The sequence below is a fragment of the Actinoplanes sp. CA-142083 genome, assembly GCF_050942195.1.
Lineage (GTDB): Bacteria > Actinomycetota > Actinomycetes > Mycobacteriales > Micromonosporaceae > Actinoplanes.
In genome coordinates, this window is the sequence record NZ_CP192076.1 from 7,732,327 (window position 1) to 7,746,897 (window position 14,571).

Annotated in this window: 12 protein-coding genes; 5 read left to right on the forward strand and 7 right to left on the reverse strand. The window is 71.0% G+C overall.

All coding sequences use genetic code 11. The features are described 5' to 3' along the window. Positions 1-22 precede the first annotated feature (22 nt). Positions 23-928 carry a hypothetical protein gene (locus tag ACQPZX_RS35295; RefSeq protein WP_433365145.1) on the reverse strand — a complete coding sequence of 302 codons (906 nt, stop codon included), beginning with the start codon at positions 926-928 and terminating at the stop codon, positions 23-25. A gap of 119 nt (positions 929-1,047) precedes the next feature. Here ACQPZX_RS35295 and ACQPZX_RS35300 point away from each other — a divergent pair, with 119 nt between their 5' ends. Together ACQPZX_RS35300 and ACQPZX_RS35305 are read left to right on the forward strand one after the other, a co-directional pair. Continuing rightward, complete coding sequence (locus ACQPZX_RS35300) at positions 1,048-1,842, forward strand: hypothetical protein (RefSeq protein WP_433365148.1); 795 nt, start codon at positions 1,048-1,050, stop codon at positions 1,840-1,842. A 72-nt stretch (positions 1,843-1,914) separates the two neighbouring features. Beyond that, positions 1,915-2,583 carry a DedA family protein gene (locus ACQPZX_RS35305; protein ID WP_433365151.1) on the forward strand — a complete coding sequence of 223 codons (669 nt, stop codon included), beginning with the start codon at positions 1,915-1,917 and terminating at the stop codon, positions 2,581-2,583. A 19-nt stretch (positions 2,584-2,602) separates the two neighbouring features. On the opposite strand, the gene ACQPZX_RS35310 is transcribed toward ACQPZX_RS35305, so the two are convergent. Next, positions 2,603-3,085, reverse strand: coding sequence for a DUF1772 domain-containing protein (locus ACQPZX_RS35310; protein WP_433365154.1), 483 nt, complete (start codon positions 3,083-3,085; stop codon positions 2,603-2,605). 164 nt (positions 3,086-3,249) lie between these two features. Here ACQPZX_RS35310 and ACQPZX_RS35315 point away from each other — a divergent pair, with 164 nt between their 5' ends. The 3 genes from ACQPZX_RS35315 (at position 3,250) to ACQPZX_RS35325 (ending at position 5,587) form a co-directional block, all read left to right on the forward strand. Next, positions 3,250-4,074 carry a MarR family winged helix-turn-helix transcriptional regulator gene (locus tag ACQPZX_RS35315; protein ID WP_433365156.1) on the forward strand — a complete coding sequence of 275 codons (825 nt, stop codon included), beginning with the start codon at positions 3,250-3,252 and terminating at the stop codon, positions 4,072-4,074. A gap of 142 nt (positions 4,075-4,216) precedes the next feature. Next, positions 4,217-4,879, forward strand: coding sequence for an SDR family NAD(P)-dependent oxidoreductase (locus ACQPZX_RS35320; protein ID WP_433365159.1), 663 nt, complete (start codon positions 4,217-4,219; stop codon positions 4,877-4,879). Between the two features lie 147 nt (positions 4,880-5,026). Next, the gene (locus ACQPZX_RS35325) at positions 5,027-5,587 is read left to right on the forward strand and encodes a DUF3455 domain-containing protein (RefSeq protein ID WP_433365162.1); all 561 of its coding nucleotides are present in this window, start codon (positions 5,027-5,029) and stop codon (positions 5,585-5,587) included. Here the strand turns inward: ACQPZX_RS35325 and ileS are convergent. The 5 genes from ileS to ACQPZX_RS35350 form a co-directional block, all read right to left on the reverse strand. Further along, positions 5,557-8,667, reverse strand: coding sequence for an isoleucine--tRNA ligase (ileS, locus tag ACQPZX_RS35330; RefSeq protein WP_433365165.1), 3,111 nt, complete (start codon positions 8,665-8,667; stop codon positions 5,557-5,559). The genes ACQPZX_RS35325 and ileS overlap by 31 nt on opposite strands. 247 nt (positions 8,668-8,914) lie before the next feature. Further along, positions 8,915-10,138: an aminotransferase class I/II-fold pyridoxal phosphate-dependent enzyme gene (locus ACQPZX_RS35335; RefSeq protein WP_433365168.1), complete on the reverse strand. Its 1,224-nt coding sequence runs from the start codon at positions 10,136-10,138 to the stop codon at positions 8,915-8,917. Between the two features lie 252 nt (positions 10,139-10,390). Further along, positions 10,391-10,765, reverse strand: coding sequence for a DUF6461 domain-containing protein (locus ACQPZX_RS35340; RefSeq protein WP_433365171.1), 375 nt, complete (start codon positions 10,763-10,765; stop codon positions 10,391-10,393). A gap of 40 nt (positions 10,766-10,805) precedes the next feature. Further along, positions 10,806-11,234, reverse strand: a complete 429-nt coding sequence (locus tag ACQPZX_RS35345) for a hypothetical protein (protein ID WP_433365174.1) — start codon at positions 11,232-11,234, stop codon at positions 10,806-10,808. Further along, on the reverse strand, positions 11,231-14,500 hold the full coding sequence (locus ACQPZX_RS35350) for a TIM-barrel domain-containing protein (protein ID WP_433365177.1): 3,270 nt from the start codon (positions 14,498-14,500) through the stop codon (positions 11,231-11,233). The genes ACQPZX_RS35345 and ACQPZX_RS35350 overlap by 4 nt, the downstream gene beginning before the upstream one ends. Positions 14,501-14,571: the final 71 nt, after the last annotated feature.

Sequence of the window (14,571 nt, forward strand, 5' to 3'; positions counted from 1 at the left end):
ACACGGGGTAGTCACCGGTTGGTCACTTCTGGAATCCGCCCGGGCCATTAACGTGCCACGCCGTGTTGGCCGGCGTCTTGATCGACGCGAACGGGACGGAGAAGACGAGCGCCTGCTTCGTCGAGCGCTTGATCGTCCACAGCGTCGGCCGCGGCCCGGAGCGGTCCCACGCGATGCCCTGACCCTCGACGCCGGGCAGCTCAACCGTCGCGACCCAGTTCAGCTCGGCGCCGGCGGCGGGCAGGGTCATCACGTACGCCTCGCCGAGATCGTGACCGGTCAGCCAGAGCCGCCCGTCCGGTCCCCACGAGCCGCCGGAATTGCTCATCGGCTTGAAGCGGTCGAGGATCGCCTTGGGGATGGTCCACGCCTCGATCACCCGGAAGTGGTCATCCATCTTGACGACCTGCGTGTTGTAGGTCTCCCCATAGGGCGACGTCTGCCCGTCCGGCACCACGTCGTAGTTGGCGAAGCCCGCCCACCACGCGCCATCGTGCCGGTCGAGCCAGGTCAGCGAGCCGCGGTCGATGCCGAGGCTGTGCGTGGCGACGTGGCGCATGGTGCGCGTGTCGTAGACCTCGATCGAGCTGGTCATCGGCGAGTCGTCGTAGTTGGAGTGGGCACTGTAGATCTTGTCCCCGGCCACGACGCCGCTGTCCATGTGGATGATCGGGCCGCCACTGTCCGACACGAACTGCAGCAACGGCTCGCCGCTGGCCCGGTCGTGCTTGGTGACGCTGCGGTTGTCGACCACGTAGAAGTACTTCTTGTCGACGGCGACGCCCTGGTTGGCGTCGAAGGCGTCGTAGGTGCGCACCAGAGTGGCCTGGTAGACGGGCGGTTCGGCGACCGCGGCCGCCGACGGGACCGAGAGGCCCAGGGTGAGGAGGGCGGCGCCGGCAACAGCGGCGGTGATTTTCGTACGCATGAGATCAACGTCCTCGCGTTCCCACTCACGGCCGTAAATGGGTCTTGAATGGCTCCGGAACAGGATCCGACCACTCGATCGATACCCTTGATCACACTGAGTAACTATCATGGGACGACATGGATCCGGCCACGGCGACGCCGGCCCTCGCGGACCTGGTCAGCGGCATGACGCCACTGCTCACCCGGGCAGAGTTCCGTGATGGCCTCGAGGTGGCGCTGCTGGCCCGCATCCACATGGCGGGAGACCCAGCCGCCGGGCACGAGTTGGAGCGCCGCCGGGCCCAGGCGTTTCACAAAGCCGCAAAAAAGGCAATTCCCGACGCGTACGGGTCGGAGCAGCGCCACCTGGCCGCGCTGGCCGAGGCGTACACCCGTCTGCCCGGCGGCGTGCCCGTCGCCGCTCAGCTCGTCGCCACCGCCCTGGCCCTGCCCCTCGGCGGCGCCGCCCTGGCCGGCCTCACCCTCGCCGAGTCGGTGTCGATCGTCGCCCCCCGCGACACCGAGTCGATCCGCATCGCCCTGGACGCCGCCGAGACCGCCGCCCACGCCATCCCCGATCCGGCCGAGCGGGCCCGCGTCGCCGAGCTCTTGAAACGCTGGTGGCCGACCCCGCCCGACCCCGGCGAGGCAGTCGGCGCGCTCCTGCGCGACCCCGGCGCCCCGCGCTTCACCACGGTTCACCTCGCCGGCCGCGGCCCGGTCGCCGATCCGGGCATGCCCCCGCTGATCGCCGCCCGCCTCTCCGCCGCGATCGTGGTGGCCTCCGGCCCGGGCCCGCGCCTGGCCGCACAGCTCCGCCGCCTCGCGCCGCTCGCCGCCCCCGACCCCGCCGCGCACGCCACGGTGCTGACCCGCTTGCTGCTCGCCACACCGGCCGAGGACGTGCCCATGCTGGAGAAGATCAGGCCGTAAGGAACTCGAGTCAGGGATCTCTCGGGGTTTGACCGGATAGTTTGCCGGGGCCGCAGCGGGCAGGCTGACTACGTGCTCACCGACCTATCGAACGCCGCTGCCGACTTCGTCGCATGGCTGTCGACACTCGACGGCTGGATGGTCCTGCTGGTCACGTTCCTGTCCACCGCCGTCGAGATGACCTTCATGCTCGGGCTGCTGGTACCCGGCGAGTCCGTGGTCATGCTGGCCGGATCGCTGCCCGACGGGCCGGGCGGTTTCGCCGCCGCCGTCGCGGTGGCCACGGCCGGCGGCCTGGCCGGCCAGGTCTGCGGATACGCGGTGGGCCGAGTCTTCGGCGCCCGGCTGCGCGGCACCCGGCTGGGCCGCCGCATCGGTGCCGAGCGCTTCGATCGCGCCGAGGCCTACCTGCGCGGACGCGGCGCCTCGGCGCTGGTGGCGGTTCGCTTCGTCGCGGTCATCCATGCCGTGGTGCCGATCATGGCCGGGATCGTGCGGATGCCGTTCGGTCGTTTCCTGGGCTGGTCGGCGCTCGGCACCACGCTGTGGGTAGGGGTGTTCGCCGTGGCCGGCACCGTGACGGCGGGCGTCGACGCGACCGGTGGCGTCGCGCTGGTGCTCACCGCGATCGGCGCGACCTGCCTGGGCGTGGTGCCCTTGGCCGCCCGCCTGGTGCGGCGGGCCTTCGCGAGCGGGCGGGCGGTGGCCGACACCCCGCCGATGCAGGCCCGCCCGGCCTGACGAGACCGTCATCTGGCGCCTACCGGGTCTGGCCGCGCACCACGAGGGCCCAGCAGAGGAAGCCGAACGCGGCGGTGCTCCCGATCGTGCGGACCAGGTTCCAGGCGGACCAGCGCGCCTCGTCGAAACGCTCCCGAACGGCCGCGAGGTCGGTGATCCGGTCGGGGTCGCCGGCGGCCTTGAGCGCGTCGTTGAGCGGCACGTTGATCGCCATGGTGATGATGACCACCGCCAGATACAGGACGAACGCGGCGATGATCCACGGCTTGCCCGGGTTGAGGAACGCCGCGGCGCCCGTCAGCACCAGCGCCCCGAAGAAGCTTGTCATGAACCAGGGATTGATGATCGCCCGGTCCATGGCCTGGAACGCCCCGACGAACGTACGGTCGTCGGTGCGCGCCAGACCCCGCATGATGGTGTGCTGGTAGAGACCGAAAACCCCGGCCGCCAGCCCCATGGCCATGGTTGCCGCTATCAGCGTCGTCACCCGCAGTACGAACATGTCGCCTCACAGTCCTGGTCGGAACAACCTCGTACGACCAGTCAACCGGCGCGACCCGAGCCAGGCCATCGTCGAGGATCCACGACGCATACGCGAGGATCTCACCTCGGAGTGAGAGAGACCGCCGGCGAGGGCGCGGTCACGACCACAGGAGATGCCGACTGATGCAGCACCCGCCGGCCAAGATCCACCGCATGTTCGAGCTCATCGAGCCGATCGCCACCATCACCTTCTCCGAGGTGCCGACCGCGGCGTTCCTGGCGATCGGCACGCGCAACTACTGGGACGGATACTTCGCCGGCCGGGCCGCCCCGCTGGGGCCGGCGCCGGCCGAGGTGGTGCACGCGGTCTTCTACAACTTCGCCGACGGCGAGGTGGCACGCCACATCCCGTGGGTCTGGGGAAAGGTCACCCCGCGCGAGGCGATCGCGGTCCGTGAGCGGGGCAGCGCCAGCGCGCTGCGGCAGCTGATCGGGCCGCTCGCCGAGTCGCCCGCTTTGGTGCGGGCCGCCGACCTGGCCACCCGGGCCGGCGTCAGCGCGCCGACCGAGGGCCGAGTGCTGTACGCCGGGCTGCGGGCGCTTCCGGTGCCCGAGGAGCCGGTGGCCAGGCTCTGGCACGCGGCGACGCTGCTGCGTGAACACCGCGGGGACGGCCACACCGCGGCCCTGGTCGCGCACGGCGTCGGCGGCACCGAGGCCCACGTCCTCTTGGCGCTGTCCCTCGGCATGAGAGCGCACGAGTTCGGCCGCGTCCACCACCTGCCGACGGCGCAGCTGGACGCCGTCGTCGACGGGCTGCGCGACCGCGGCCTCGTGGACGCCGCCGGCGGGTTGACCGAGGCCGGCCGGCAGACCAGGGAGCGAGTCGAAGCCCTCACCGACGAGCTGGCCGCCCCCGCGTACCGCGTGCTGAACGCCGACGAGCTCGACGAGCTGATCGCGGGACTCGAGCCCATCGCCGCCGCCGTCGAGGCCGCCGACCGCTGAACCGGGCGCATCCGCCGCGACTCTGCCGGCCGGACTCCGCCGCCGGCGCCCCAAAGACGAGCCGTCGGCGCGAAGATGCGACCGGCAGCCCGAAGACGAGCCGTCGGCTTGGAGATGCGGCCGGCGCCTAGGATCGGGCGGCATGCGCGCCTTGATCGTGGGCAACAGTGACGGCATCGGCCTGGCTCTGACCCGCCGGCTCCTCGGCGAGGGCTGGTCGGTCGTCGGGCTCTCGCGGCGGGCGGCGCCGGTCGGCGAGGCCCACGTGGCCGACGTGACCGCACCCGGCTTCCCGGCGAAGCTGGCCGAGGTCGGCGACGTGGACCTGTGCGTCTACGCGGCGGGCGTCGGCGAGCTGCTCGACGGCGACGACCTGACCGAGCAGACCCGGGCGTTCGAAGTGAACCTGCTCGGGGCGGCCCGGACCGCCGAGGTGATGCTGCCGCGGATGCTGGCCGCCGGGAGCGGGCATTTCATCGGGCTGTCCAGCCTCGCCGACACCGTGATCTCCGCCGACGCGCCCGGCTACGGCGCTTCGAAGGCCGGCCTGACGGCGTACCTGATGGGCCTCGATCTTGCCCTTAGGAAACGGAACGTGCCGGTGACCGTCGTGCGATTCGGGTTCGTCGACACCAAGATGGCGAAATCGCCGGTCACGCCGTTCAAGATCTCGACGGACAAGGCGGTGGACGTGCTGATGCGATGCATCCGCAAGCGGCCCGCGGTCGTCTCCTACCCGCGCCGGATGGCGGCGCTCACCGGAACCGTGGGACCGGCACTGAAGTGGGCGTCGAAACTACGATGATCGGACCGTCCACATGGTACGAACGGGCCATAGTGGAGTTGATCTCGATCGATGGGCGGCGTCTCCCTCGTGTGACGGGATGGCGGGTAACAGGGACCCGCCATACAACCCTGGGGGGACACATTGTTCAGCACGACTCGGTCGCGCGTGCGCGCGCTGTCCGTGGCCGGCATGGCCGTCGTCGTCGCCGCGATCGGCGCGGTGAGCTACGAGGCCAGCGCGGCCACCACGGCGCCGGACGCGCGTTCCGTCGCGATCCCGGCCATCCCGGAGACCATCAAGCCGCCGGCGGGGTCACGCCCGGTGGGGGCCTTCGTGGTCACCAAGGGCACGCAGAACTACACCTGCGTCGTCGCGGAGGGGGCGACGACGGGCGCCTACACGGGGGCGTCGGTGCCGGAGGCTCAGCTGATCGGCACGGGCGGGCGGATCCACCACTTCGCCGGGCCGAGCTGGCAGTCGCTGCGGGACGGCTCGCTGGTCACCGCGGTGCGCGACAAGTCGGGGCCGCCGAAGGACGGCGCCATCCTGGAGCTGCTGCTCAAGGTGAACAGCCACAGCGGCAAGGGGATCCTGAGCAAGGCCGACTGGATCAACCGGCTGTACACGTCGGGCGGGCTGGCGCCGGCCGGGTCCTGCACCGCCGGGCAGACGGTGCAGGTTCCCTACGGCGCGGTCTACGTGTTCTGGGACGACCCGGCGATCTGAAGCCAGAATCGCAGGCCGAGTGACTCGTCGGTGAAGACCCGGGCGTCCTGAGTAGGCGTTCCGGGGGCGAACGAAACGGCGAGGACCTCGTCGGCCACCAGGCCGGCGTGCTCGGTCAACGACAGGGCGGTCTCGGCGTCGTCGGTCGCGTAGCCCAGCGCGATGCGATCGGCGACGTCGAGGCCGCTGGCCTTGCGGGCCTCCTGGATCTGGCGGATCGCCTCCCGGGCCCGGCCCGCGCGCAGCAGCTCGGGGGTGAGCTCGAGGTCGAGCGCCACGGTCGCGCCGGCGTCGGAGGCGACGGCCCAGCCGGCCCGCGGAGTCTCGGTGATGATGACCTCGTCGGGTCCCAGCGCGACGGTCTCGCCGTCGACCGTGACCGTCGTGGTCCCGGTGGACCGCAGATCGGCGGCCAGCACCGCGGGGTCGGCGCCGGCGATCGCGCGGGCGATCTCCTGCACCCGCTTCCCGTAGCGCTTGCCGAGCGTACGGAAATTGGCCTTTGCCGTGGAATCGACGAATGATCCCTGGAGCGGGGCGATGGCGCCGACGTTGAGCTCGCCGGCGATCTCGGCGAGCAGCTCGGCGGGCAGGTCGGCGTGGGAGGCGAGGGCGCGGGCGAGCGGCTGGCGGACCTTCATGCCGGACTCGGCGCGAGCGGCCCGGCCCAGCTCGACCAGTCGGCGCGCAACCGCCATCTGGGCGGACAGGTCAGCGTCGCGGTGCTCCGGGCGGGCGGACGGGAACGCCGCCAGGTGCACGGACTGCGCGGCGTCCGGCTCGACCGGCAGGATCAGGTCCTGCCAGACGCGCTCGGCGACGAACGGGGTCAGCGGCGCCATCAGCAGCGTGACGGTGCGCAGCGCCTCGTGCAGGGTGGCGAGGGCGGCCGGGTCGCCGCGCCAGAAACGGCGGCGGCTGCGGCGGACGTACCAGTTGGAGAGGTCGTCGACGAACGCGGCGAGCAGCCGGCCCGTCTCCTGGGTGTCGAAGTTCGCCAGGGCCGCGTCTGTTTTGTCCACCAGCTCGGACAGCTCGGACAGCAGCCAGCGATCGAGGACCGGCCTGTCCTGCGGCGCCGGGTCGGCCGGCGAGGGCTGCCAGCCGGCGGTGCGGCCGTAGAGGGCCTGGAACGCGACCGTGTTCCAGTAGGTCAGCAGGGTCTTGCGGACGACCTCCTGGATCGAGGTGTGCCCGACTCGCCGCGCCGACCAGGGCGAGCCGACCGCGGCCATGAACCAGCGGACCGCGTCGGCGCCGTGCGTGTCCATCAGCGGGATCGGCTCGAGGATGTTGCCGAGGTGCTTGGACATCTTGCGGCCGTCCTCGGCGAGGATGTGGCCGAGGCAGACGACGGCCTCGTAGGACGAGCGGTCGAAGACGAGCGTGCTCACGGCCATCAGGGTGTAGAACCAGCCGCGGGTCTGGTCGATCGCCTCCGAGATGAACTGCGCCGGGAAGCGCTTCTCAAAAAGATCCTTGTTCGCGTACGGGTAGCCGAACTGCGCGAACGGCATCGAGCCGGAGTCGTACCAGGCGTCGATGACCTCTTCCACTCGGGTGGCTTTTTCCGCGCATTCCGGACAGGCGAAGGTGACCTCGTCGATGAACGGCCGATGCGGGTCCAGATCGGACAGGTCCTGATTTGTCAGGCGGCTCAGCTCCTCGCGTGAGCCGACGCAGGTCAGGTGGCTGTTGTCGCAGCGCCAGATCGGCAGCGGCGTACCCCAGTAGCGGTTACGGGAGAGCGCCCAGTCGACGTTGTTCTTCAGCCAGTCGCCGTACCGGCCGTGCTTCACCGTCTCCGGCTGCCAGAAGGTCTTCTCGTTCTCGCGCAACAGGGCATCGCGTACGGCCGTGGTCCGCACATACCAGGACGGCATCGCGTAGTAGATCAGCGCGGTGTGGCAGCGCCAGCAGTGCGGGTACTGGTGCTCATACGGCTCGTGCTTGAACAGCAGCCCGCGCTCGCGCAGGTCGGCCGCGATCGGGTCGTTCGCCGCCCGGAAGAACAGGCCGCCCACCAGCGGCACCTCGGGTTCGAACGTGCCGTCGCGCAGCACCGGGTTCACCATCGGCAGCCCGTACGCGCGGCAGTTGGCCAGGTCCTCCGGACCGAACGCCGGCGACTGGTGGACGAGGCCGGTGCCGCTGTCGGTGGTGACGTAGGTGGCGAGGATGACGATGTGCGCGTCGGGCACATCGACCAGGTCGAGCGGGGGCTGATAGGTCCAGCGCTCCATCTCCCGGCCCGTGTATCGCTCGCCCGTCTCGGTGAAGTGGTCGGGGATCAATTGCTCCGCGACGACGATGTTCTCCTTGCCGTCGGTCGCAACGACGTAGGTGACCTCGGGATGCACGGCCACGGCGGTGTTGGAGACGAGCGTCCACGGCGTGGTCGTCCAGATCAGCAGGCTCGCGCGGTCTTTGAGCGGCCCCGACGTCAGCGGGAGACGGACGGTCACCGCGGGGTCGACGTCGGTCTCGTACCCCTGGGCCAGCTCGTGATCCGACAGGGTCGTCTGGTCGCGCGGGCACCAGGGCGCGACCCGGAAGTCCTCGACCAGCAGCCCCTTGTCGAAGATCTGCTTGAGCGACCACCACACCGAGTCGATGTACTGCGGGTCCATCGTCCGGTAGGCGTCGTCGAGGTCGACCCAGTAGCCCATCCGCTCGGTGAGCTCGGCGAACGCGTCGGTGTGCCGGGTGACCGACTCGCGGCAGCGCTCGTTGAACGCGGCGATGCCGTACGCCTCGATGTCCTTCTTGCCGGTGAAGCCCAGCTCCTTCTCCACGGCGAGCTCGACCGGCAGGCCGTGACAGTCCCAGCCGGCCTTGCGCTCGACATGGAAGCCCTTCATCGTGCGGTATCGCGGGAAGACGTCCTTGAACACGCGCGCTTCGATGTGGTGGGCGCCCGGCATGCCGTTCGCGGTCGGCGGCCCCTCGTAGAACACCCACTCCGGGCGTCCGCGGGACTGCTCGAGGCTGCGCTCGAAGATCCGCTCGCGGCGCCAGAGGCCGAGGATCTCGTGATCGAGCGCGGGCAGATCGACCTGGGCCGGAACCGGGCGGTACATCGCTTTCCCTCCGTCATCGTTGCTCCGACGAAGGGACGAGGCTCTACTGCCGCCCCGCGGTACCACCCTCCTTGGCCGTTGCCGGCCCGCTCTTTTGTCTGCGGCCGGCTTTACTCGGCTTTTGCAAGCCTTTCCTCCGGCGGCTCCGGGGTGATCTTCCCGTCGCGCACTCCCCCGGGCTTCCACCGTCCCCGGGTCTCTATCGGCTGCGTGCGGCGGTACTCGTCCCCATCAACGCCCTGCGCCGTCATGCTACCTCCGACCGGGTGAGCGCCACCTCCGGTATATCGGGCACCCGCGGCACGCCGAGCTGCCGGGCCGCGCGGTCGCAGGCCTCGAGCACGGTCGCCAGGTGGGTCTCGTCGTGGTTGGCGGTGAGAGTGAGGCGCAGCATGGCCGTGCCCGACGCGGGCGGCCCGACCAGGTTGGTGAAGACACCGGCTTCGAACAGCGCCGCCCAGAAGGCCCCGGCCGTGGCCATGTCGGCGAACCGCACCGGTACGACGGGGGTGGTCGACGGCCGGGTGTCGAGCCCCATCCGCCGCAGCCCGTTGTGCAGCCCCTCGGCGAGATCGAGCACGTGCCGGCGCCGCTCGGGCTCGGTCTCGACGACGTCCAGTGCTGCCAGGGCCGCCGCCGCGCTGGCCGGCGGCACCGCTACGGAGTACAGGATCGGCCGGGCGTTGGTCCGCAGGTAGTTCACGTGCGCCGCCGGCCCGGCCAGCGCGGCCCCGATCGAGGCCAGCGACTTCGACAACGTCACCGAGATCAGATCGACCCGGTCGTCGAGCCCGCAGTGCTCGACCAGCCCGCGCCCGCGCGCCCCGAGCACACCCATGTCGTGGGCGGCGTCGACGACCAGCTTGGCGCCGTGGTGGTCGGCCAGCGCGCGCAGCCCGCGCAGGTCGGCCGCGTCGCCGTCCATCGAGAAGACCCCGTCGGTGAGGATCAACCGTCCCGTGCCCGACGGCGCGTCAGCCAGCTGCTTTCCCAGCTGATCGAGGTTCTTGTAGCGATGGACACGTCCCCAGCCGAGCCTCGCCGCGTCCACCAGCGAGGCGTGGTTCCGTGCGTCGGCGAAGACGACATCGTGCCGCCCCATCAGCGACGAGAGCGCGAGGTTGGCCTGGAAGCCGGAGTTGGTGAGCGTCGCGGCCTCCTGCCCGAGAAAGGCGGCAAGGCGGTCCTCGAGCTCACGATGCAGTACGAGCGATCCGCTGAGCGGCCGTGATCCGCTCACGGTGGTGCCCCACCGCCGAACCGCCCGCACCGCCGCCTCGACCACGTGCGGGTGCGTCGACAGCCCGAGATAGTCGTGCGACCCGGCCATCAGCACCTTGCGCCCGTCGATGACGACGTGCGAGTCCCCGGTGCGCTCCGCGGCCTCCCGGAAGAAAGCGTCGACGCCGTGGGCTTTCAGAACCACCTCGGCCTCGTGCAGCCCACCCTTGCCGAACGGATCAACACTCACCGATCCGACGATAGGCGACACCGTCCACCATGGATCAACTCAGGCCGAAGGCGGCCCGGAACGCGGCGATCGTGGCGGCGGGTTCGCACTCGACCGCGTTGTGGACGGTGTCCGTCGCCGCGACCAGCGGATCGCCTTCGCGGGCCGCGACCACGACGTGGATGCGACGATCGCCGGGTCGATCGGCGGCGGCTCGACATCCCCGAACGAGACGGTCGCAGTCCAGGTGAGACGTTCCTTCGGGACATCGCGCTAGCGGGCGAACGCCGAGTCGAAGTGCTCGCTGTAGTAGAACGACATCATCTCCCCCGTCGACGACAGCACCCGCATCGCGTCGTCCTCGCTGCACAGGAACCCCTCGGGCTCGACGACCATCGTCCAGCCGCCGACCGGCGTCACCGCGCCATAATCGAGACCGCTCGGATGGGTCGCCCCGCGCTCATCGACCCGCTGCTCCACGGCCTCGAACCCGCCGAACGCCACCGCGTCCGACACGATCGGCACCGGTTCGCCCCCGCCGAGCCGCGCGATCACCTCGTCCGGGCTCAGCCCGCGCACGAACGTCAAACAGAAGTTCAGCCCCAGCGCGTACGACTCGACCGCCCACGCGTAATCCCCCGCGACCACCCTCCCAGCCTGCACCAGCCCCGCCCGGCCCGCGGCGAAATCAAAGCTGGTCCAGGGTCGATCTCCACATCCGCGCGATCAGGCGGCCGAAGGGGCCGTGATGCAGGAGGAACAGCAGCGGCTTCTGGGAGCGACGGGCACCGGTGCTGGTCCACTCGGCGTGCAGGCGGGCGCCGCCGTTGGCGCTCGGGGCGATTCGCACGAAGCCGTCGCCGCCTCCGCCGTAGCTGCTCTCGACGACCGTCCAGCGGATCGCGGCCGGCTCGGACCAGTCGTAGCGGACGACCACCCAGAACGGCGAGCCCGGCGTGCTCTCCCGGGCGACCGCCCAGGTGTCGCCTTGCTCGCGCACTTCGAATGTCTTCGGGTCGAGGGTGCGGCTCCAGATCCGCGGGCGGCGTTCGGTGAAGTCGGTGAAGGCCTGCCGCACCTGCTCGGGCGAGGCCTTCGTCTCGACGTCGAATCTCACGAGATCGTGAAGGTGAACTTGTAGGGCTCCCGGATCGGCACGCCTCCCGCGCCGGTGCTGCTGACGTTGCCGACCACGCCGCTGTACGTGCCCGGGGGCAGCGCCTCGGACGGGGTCCACACCAGCACGCCCGGCGTGGTCTCGGCGACCGCGCCGGCCACCTCGCCCAGGATGCCGCTCACCTTGACCGACCCGGTGAAGTCGGTGCCGGTGGCGGGCTGGACGTCGCGCTGGAAGCGGACGGTGACCGCGTCGGCGGCGGTGCTGGTGGAAACGACGAGCGGGTCGCGCCAGTACTGGATGGCCAGGTGGTTGTCGGGCACGCCGGGGACGCCCCACTGGGTGGACGTGTCGTCGACCAGCATGGTCTGGGTGATGCCGCCGTCGACGACCACGTCGCGGTTGACGGTGCCGGTGATCGAGCCCCAGTCCTCGACCGTCTCCCAGGTGCCACGGGTGTACTTGTACTGGATGTCGGTGCCGTCCAGCACGGTGATCGTGGCCTCCCAGATGCCGTCGCCGCGGTTGGTCATCGCCTGCTTGCCGGGGTCCCACGGGCCGAGCAGGTCGATGTTGCCGGGCAGGAACAGTTTCGCGTCGGGCGGCGTGCCCGGCGGCGCGAGCACGCGGAAGGTCACCGCGACCGGGCGGATGGGCACGGTGAGCGAGGCCGGCACGCTGGTCGCGGTGCCGTCCGGGTTCCGGTACGCAACGCGCGCGATCACATTCGCCGTGCGCGGAGATGCGCCGGCGGGGGTGACGTCGTACGTGACGGTGAAGGTGGCCCCCGCGGCCAGCGACGAGCGGGTGGTGGAGCCGCGCGGCGTGACCACCCAGCCGTCGGGGGCCTGGACGCTCGCCGCGACGTTGCGGATCGTGCCCGGCCCGGCGTTGCGGACGGTCGTGACCAGGCGGCTGGTGGCGCCCGACTGCAGCCCGTCGGGCGCCTCGAAGGCGACGTCGACGGCGGGCTGCTGCGCGACCGTGAGCGCCTTGCCGTCGTGCGTGACGGTCATCGCGCGGCCGTTCGCGGTCGCCGGAACGGTCACCGTCAGCAGGTGCTTCGTCGCGTCGTAGGAGAAGGACGCCTTACGCCCGCCGACGGTGACCGTGTGGGGGCGCGAAACCCCGGCGAAGTTCACCGTGTACGAGCGGGCGGCCGGTGCTCCCGGGTAGGTGCCGGCCACCGGGCCGACGGTCAGCGACGAGGTGCGGCCCTCGTCGTAGCGGACCGGGATCTGCTGGTACTGCCCGGACTGGTAGCCGAGGCCGTCGCCGGCGTCCCGGTAGACGGTGGTGGCGCCGTCGCCGTGCGGGTACGCCGTGAGCGTCAGCCGGTCCTTCGGCTGGTTGGCGACGTTGGCCGTGCCGGTCGCCTGCGCGACGATCCCGCCGGCGCGCACGTACACCGGCATGTGGTCGGGTGTCGCGCCCACGGTGCGGGTCGCCGGCCCGCGGAAGGTCGCGCCCGTGAAGAAGTCGGTCCAGGTGCCGGGCGGGAACCAGACCGACGTGGTGGTGCTCAGCCCCGCCTTGGTGACCGGCGCGACGAGCAAGTTGTCGCCGAGAAGGTATTGGGTGTCGTGCTGGTACGCCTCGTTCAGCTCGGGCCACTGCAGGTAGAGCGCCCGCGCCATCGGCAGCCCGGTGTCGAAGCTCTGCCGGGCCGCGGTGTAGAGGTACGGCACCAGCGACTCGCGCAGCCGCAGGAAGTCGGCGGCCGGGCCGCTGACCGCGTCCGAATACTCCCAGGGCAGCCGGTCGCCGTGGTCGGAGTGCAGCCGCAGGATCGGCTGGAACGCGCCCAGCTGCACCCAGCGCAGGTAGAGGTCGTCGGGCAGGTGCTTGCCGGCGAAGCTGCCGATGTCGTGGCTGACGTAGGACATCCCGATGCTGCCCTCGGCCGGCGTCATCTTGGCGGCGAAGTCGAGCGTGGCGAAGTCGGGCCGGGTGTCGCCGGTGAAATGGACGGTGCTGCGGTGCTCGCTCCACGGTCCGGAGCCGCCGGGCACGGTGTAGTCCGGATACGAAGCCCCTATCCGGGCCAGCGAGAAGCCGCGCAGCCCGCGGGCGTCGCCGTCGCGCCGGTAAAGCTCGTTGACCCAGGCGTCGGGGGTGACGCCGGGCGTGCTGACCGTGCTGTCGTCGCAGCAGTAGTCGAGCCACCACTGCTGCACGCCCTGCGCCTCGAACGGGTCGTGCAGCGCTTCGTACGCCGCGGCCTGGTCGGCGTCGCCCCAATCGAACCGGTACGGGTTCGGCGCGAAGCTGGCGGTGGCGGGCTTCAGCTTGTCTTTCGCGATGGCCTGGGCGGCGGCGAAGCGCGGGTCGTCGCCGCTGATCGCGGCGTGCACGTTGAGCGTGGTGTTGATGCCCTGCTTCTTCAGCTCGGCCACGAAGACGTCGGGGTCGGGGAACAGGCTGGCGTTCCAGTTCCACCCGGCCCACTGGTTGGGCGCCTTCCAGTCGGTGTCGACGACCAGGTTGTCGAGCGGCACGTCGTGCTGCTTGAAGGCGGGCAGCAGCTGGGTGCGGTAGTCATTGGTGCTGTACGCCTGGTACTTCGAGAACCACGTGCCGAAGGCCCACTCGGGCGGCAGCAGCGACGGGCCGGTCAGCGTGCGCAGGTCGGCGAGCCCGCGCTTGTAGTCGTGGCCGTAGCCGAAGAGATAGCCGTCCTGGTAGGCGCCGCTGGGCGCGGGCCTCGGGGTGAGCCAGTCGTCGCCGGTGCGCAGGGCGGTGGCGGTGTCGTCCAGCAGGTACCACCCCGAGCGGTTCAGCATGCCGGGGTGCAGCTCGAGCTGGTCGACCGGGCCGGCCTGGCCGGCGTAGTAGTCGAGACCGCGGTACCACCCACCCAGCGCGTCGTCGCGGGTCGGGGTGCCGAACTCGGGGTGCACGCTGGTGCGGCGGCCGGCGACGGTGAGGTCGAGGGTGGTGTTGTCCTCGGTGACCGGGCCGCTGTCGAGGCGATAGCGCAGGGTGACGGCGCTCGTCTCGACCCGCAGCTCGCCGCCGGTCTGGCGGGCGCGGAACCAGGTGCGGCCCGGTGAGCGGTCGACGGCGTTGAAGGTGGGGCGGTCCTCGAAGGAGTCGGCCGCCGAATACTCCAGCCTCAGCATCGTCGGGCTGAGCACCTGGACGCGCAAGTGGCCCGCTCGGACGATCTGGCCCTGCACCTGGCACCGCGGCGACGCGAGCGCGGCGGCCGGCGTGGCGACCAGGCCGAGCAGGACCGCCATCAGGAAGGCGAGGCGCTTGACCATGACGACCCCCGTTCGGGTTGCTCCCGTCAAATAGTGGAGTCTCCCCTTGGGGCAGAGTCAATAGCGCGGCG

What these genes read in the sequence shown, in the direction of transcription:
- ACQPZX_RS35295 (WP_433365145.1), bottom strand. Translation starts at nt 928, where the DNA reads ATGCGTACGAAAATCACCGCCGCTGTTGCCGGCGCCGCCCTCCTCACC.
- ACQPZX_RS35300 (WP_433365148.1), top strand. Translation starts at nt 1,048, where the DNA reads ATGGATCCGGCCACGGCGACGCCGGCCCTCGCGGACCTGGTCAGCGGC.
- ACQPZX_RS35310 (WP_433365154.1), bottom strand. Translation starts at nt 3,085, where the DNA reads ATGTTCGTACTGCGGGTGACGACGCTGATAGCGGCAACCATGGCCATG.
- ACQPZX_RS35315 (WP_433365156.1), top strand. Translation starts at nt 3,250, where the DNA reads ATGCAGCACCCGCCGGCCAAGATCCACCGCATGTTCGAGCTCATCGAG.
- ACQPZX_RS35320 (WP_433365159.1), top strand. Translation starts at nt 4,217, where the DNA reads ATGCGCGCCTTGATCGTGGGCAACAGTGACGGCATCGGCCTGGCTCTG.
- ileS (WP_433365165.1), bottom strand. Translation starts at nt 8,667, where the DNA reads ATGTACCGCCCGGTTCCGGCCCAGGTCGATCTGCCCGCGCTCGATCAC.
- ACQPZX_RS35350 (WP_433365177.1), bottom strand. Translation starts at nt 14,500, where the DNA reads ATGGTCAAGCGCCTCGCCTTCCTGATGGCGGTCCTGCTCGGCCTGGTC.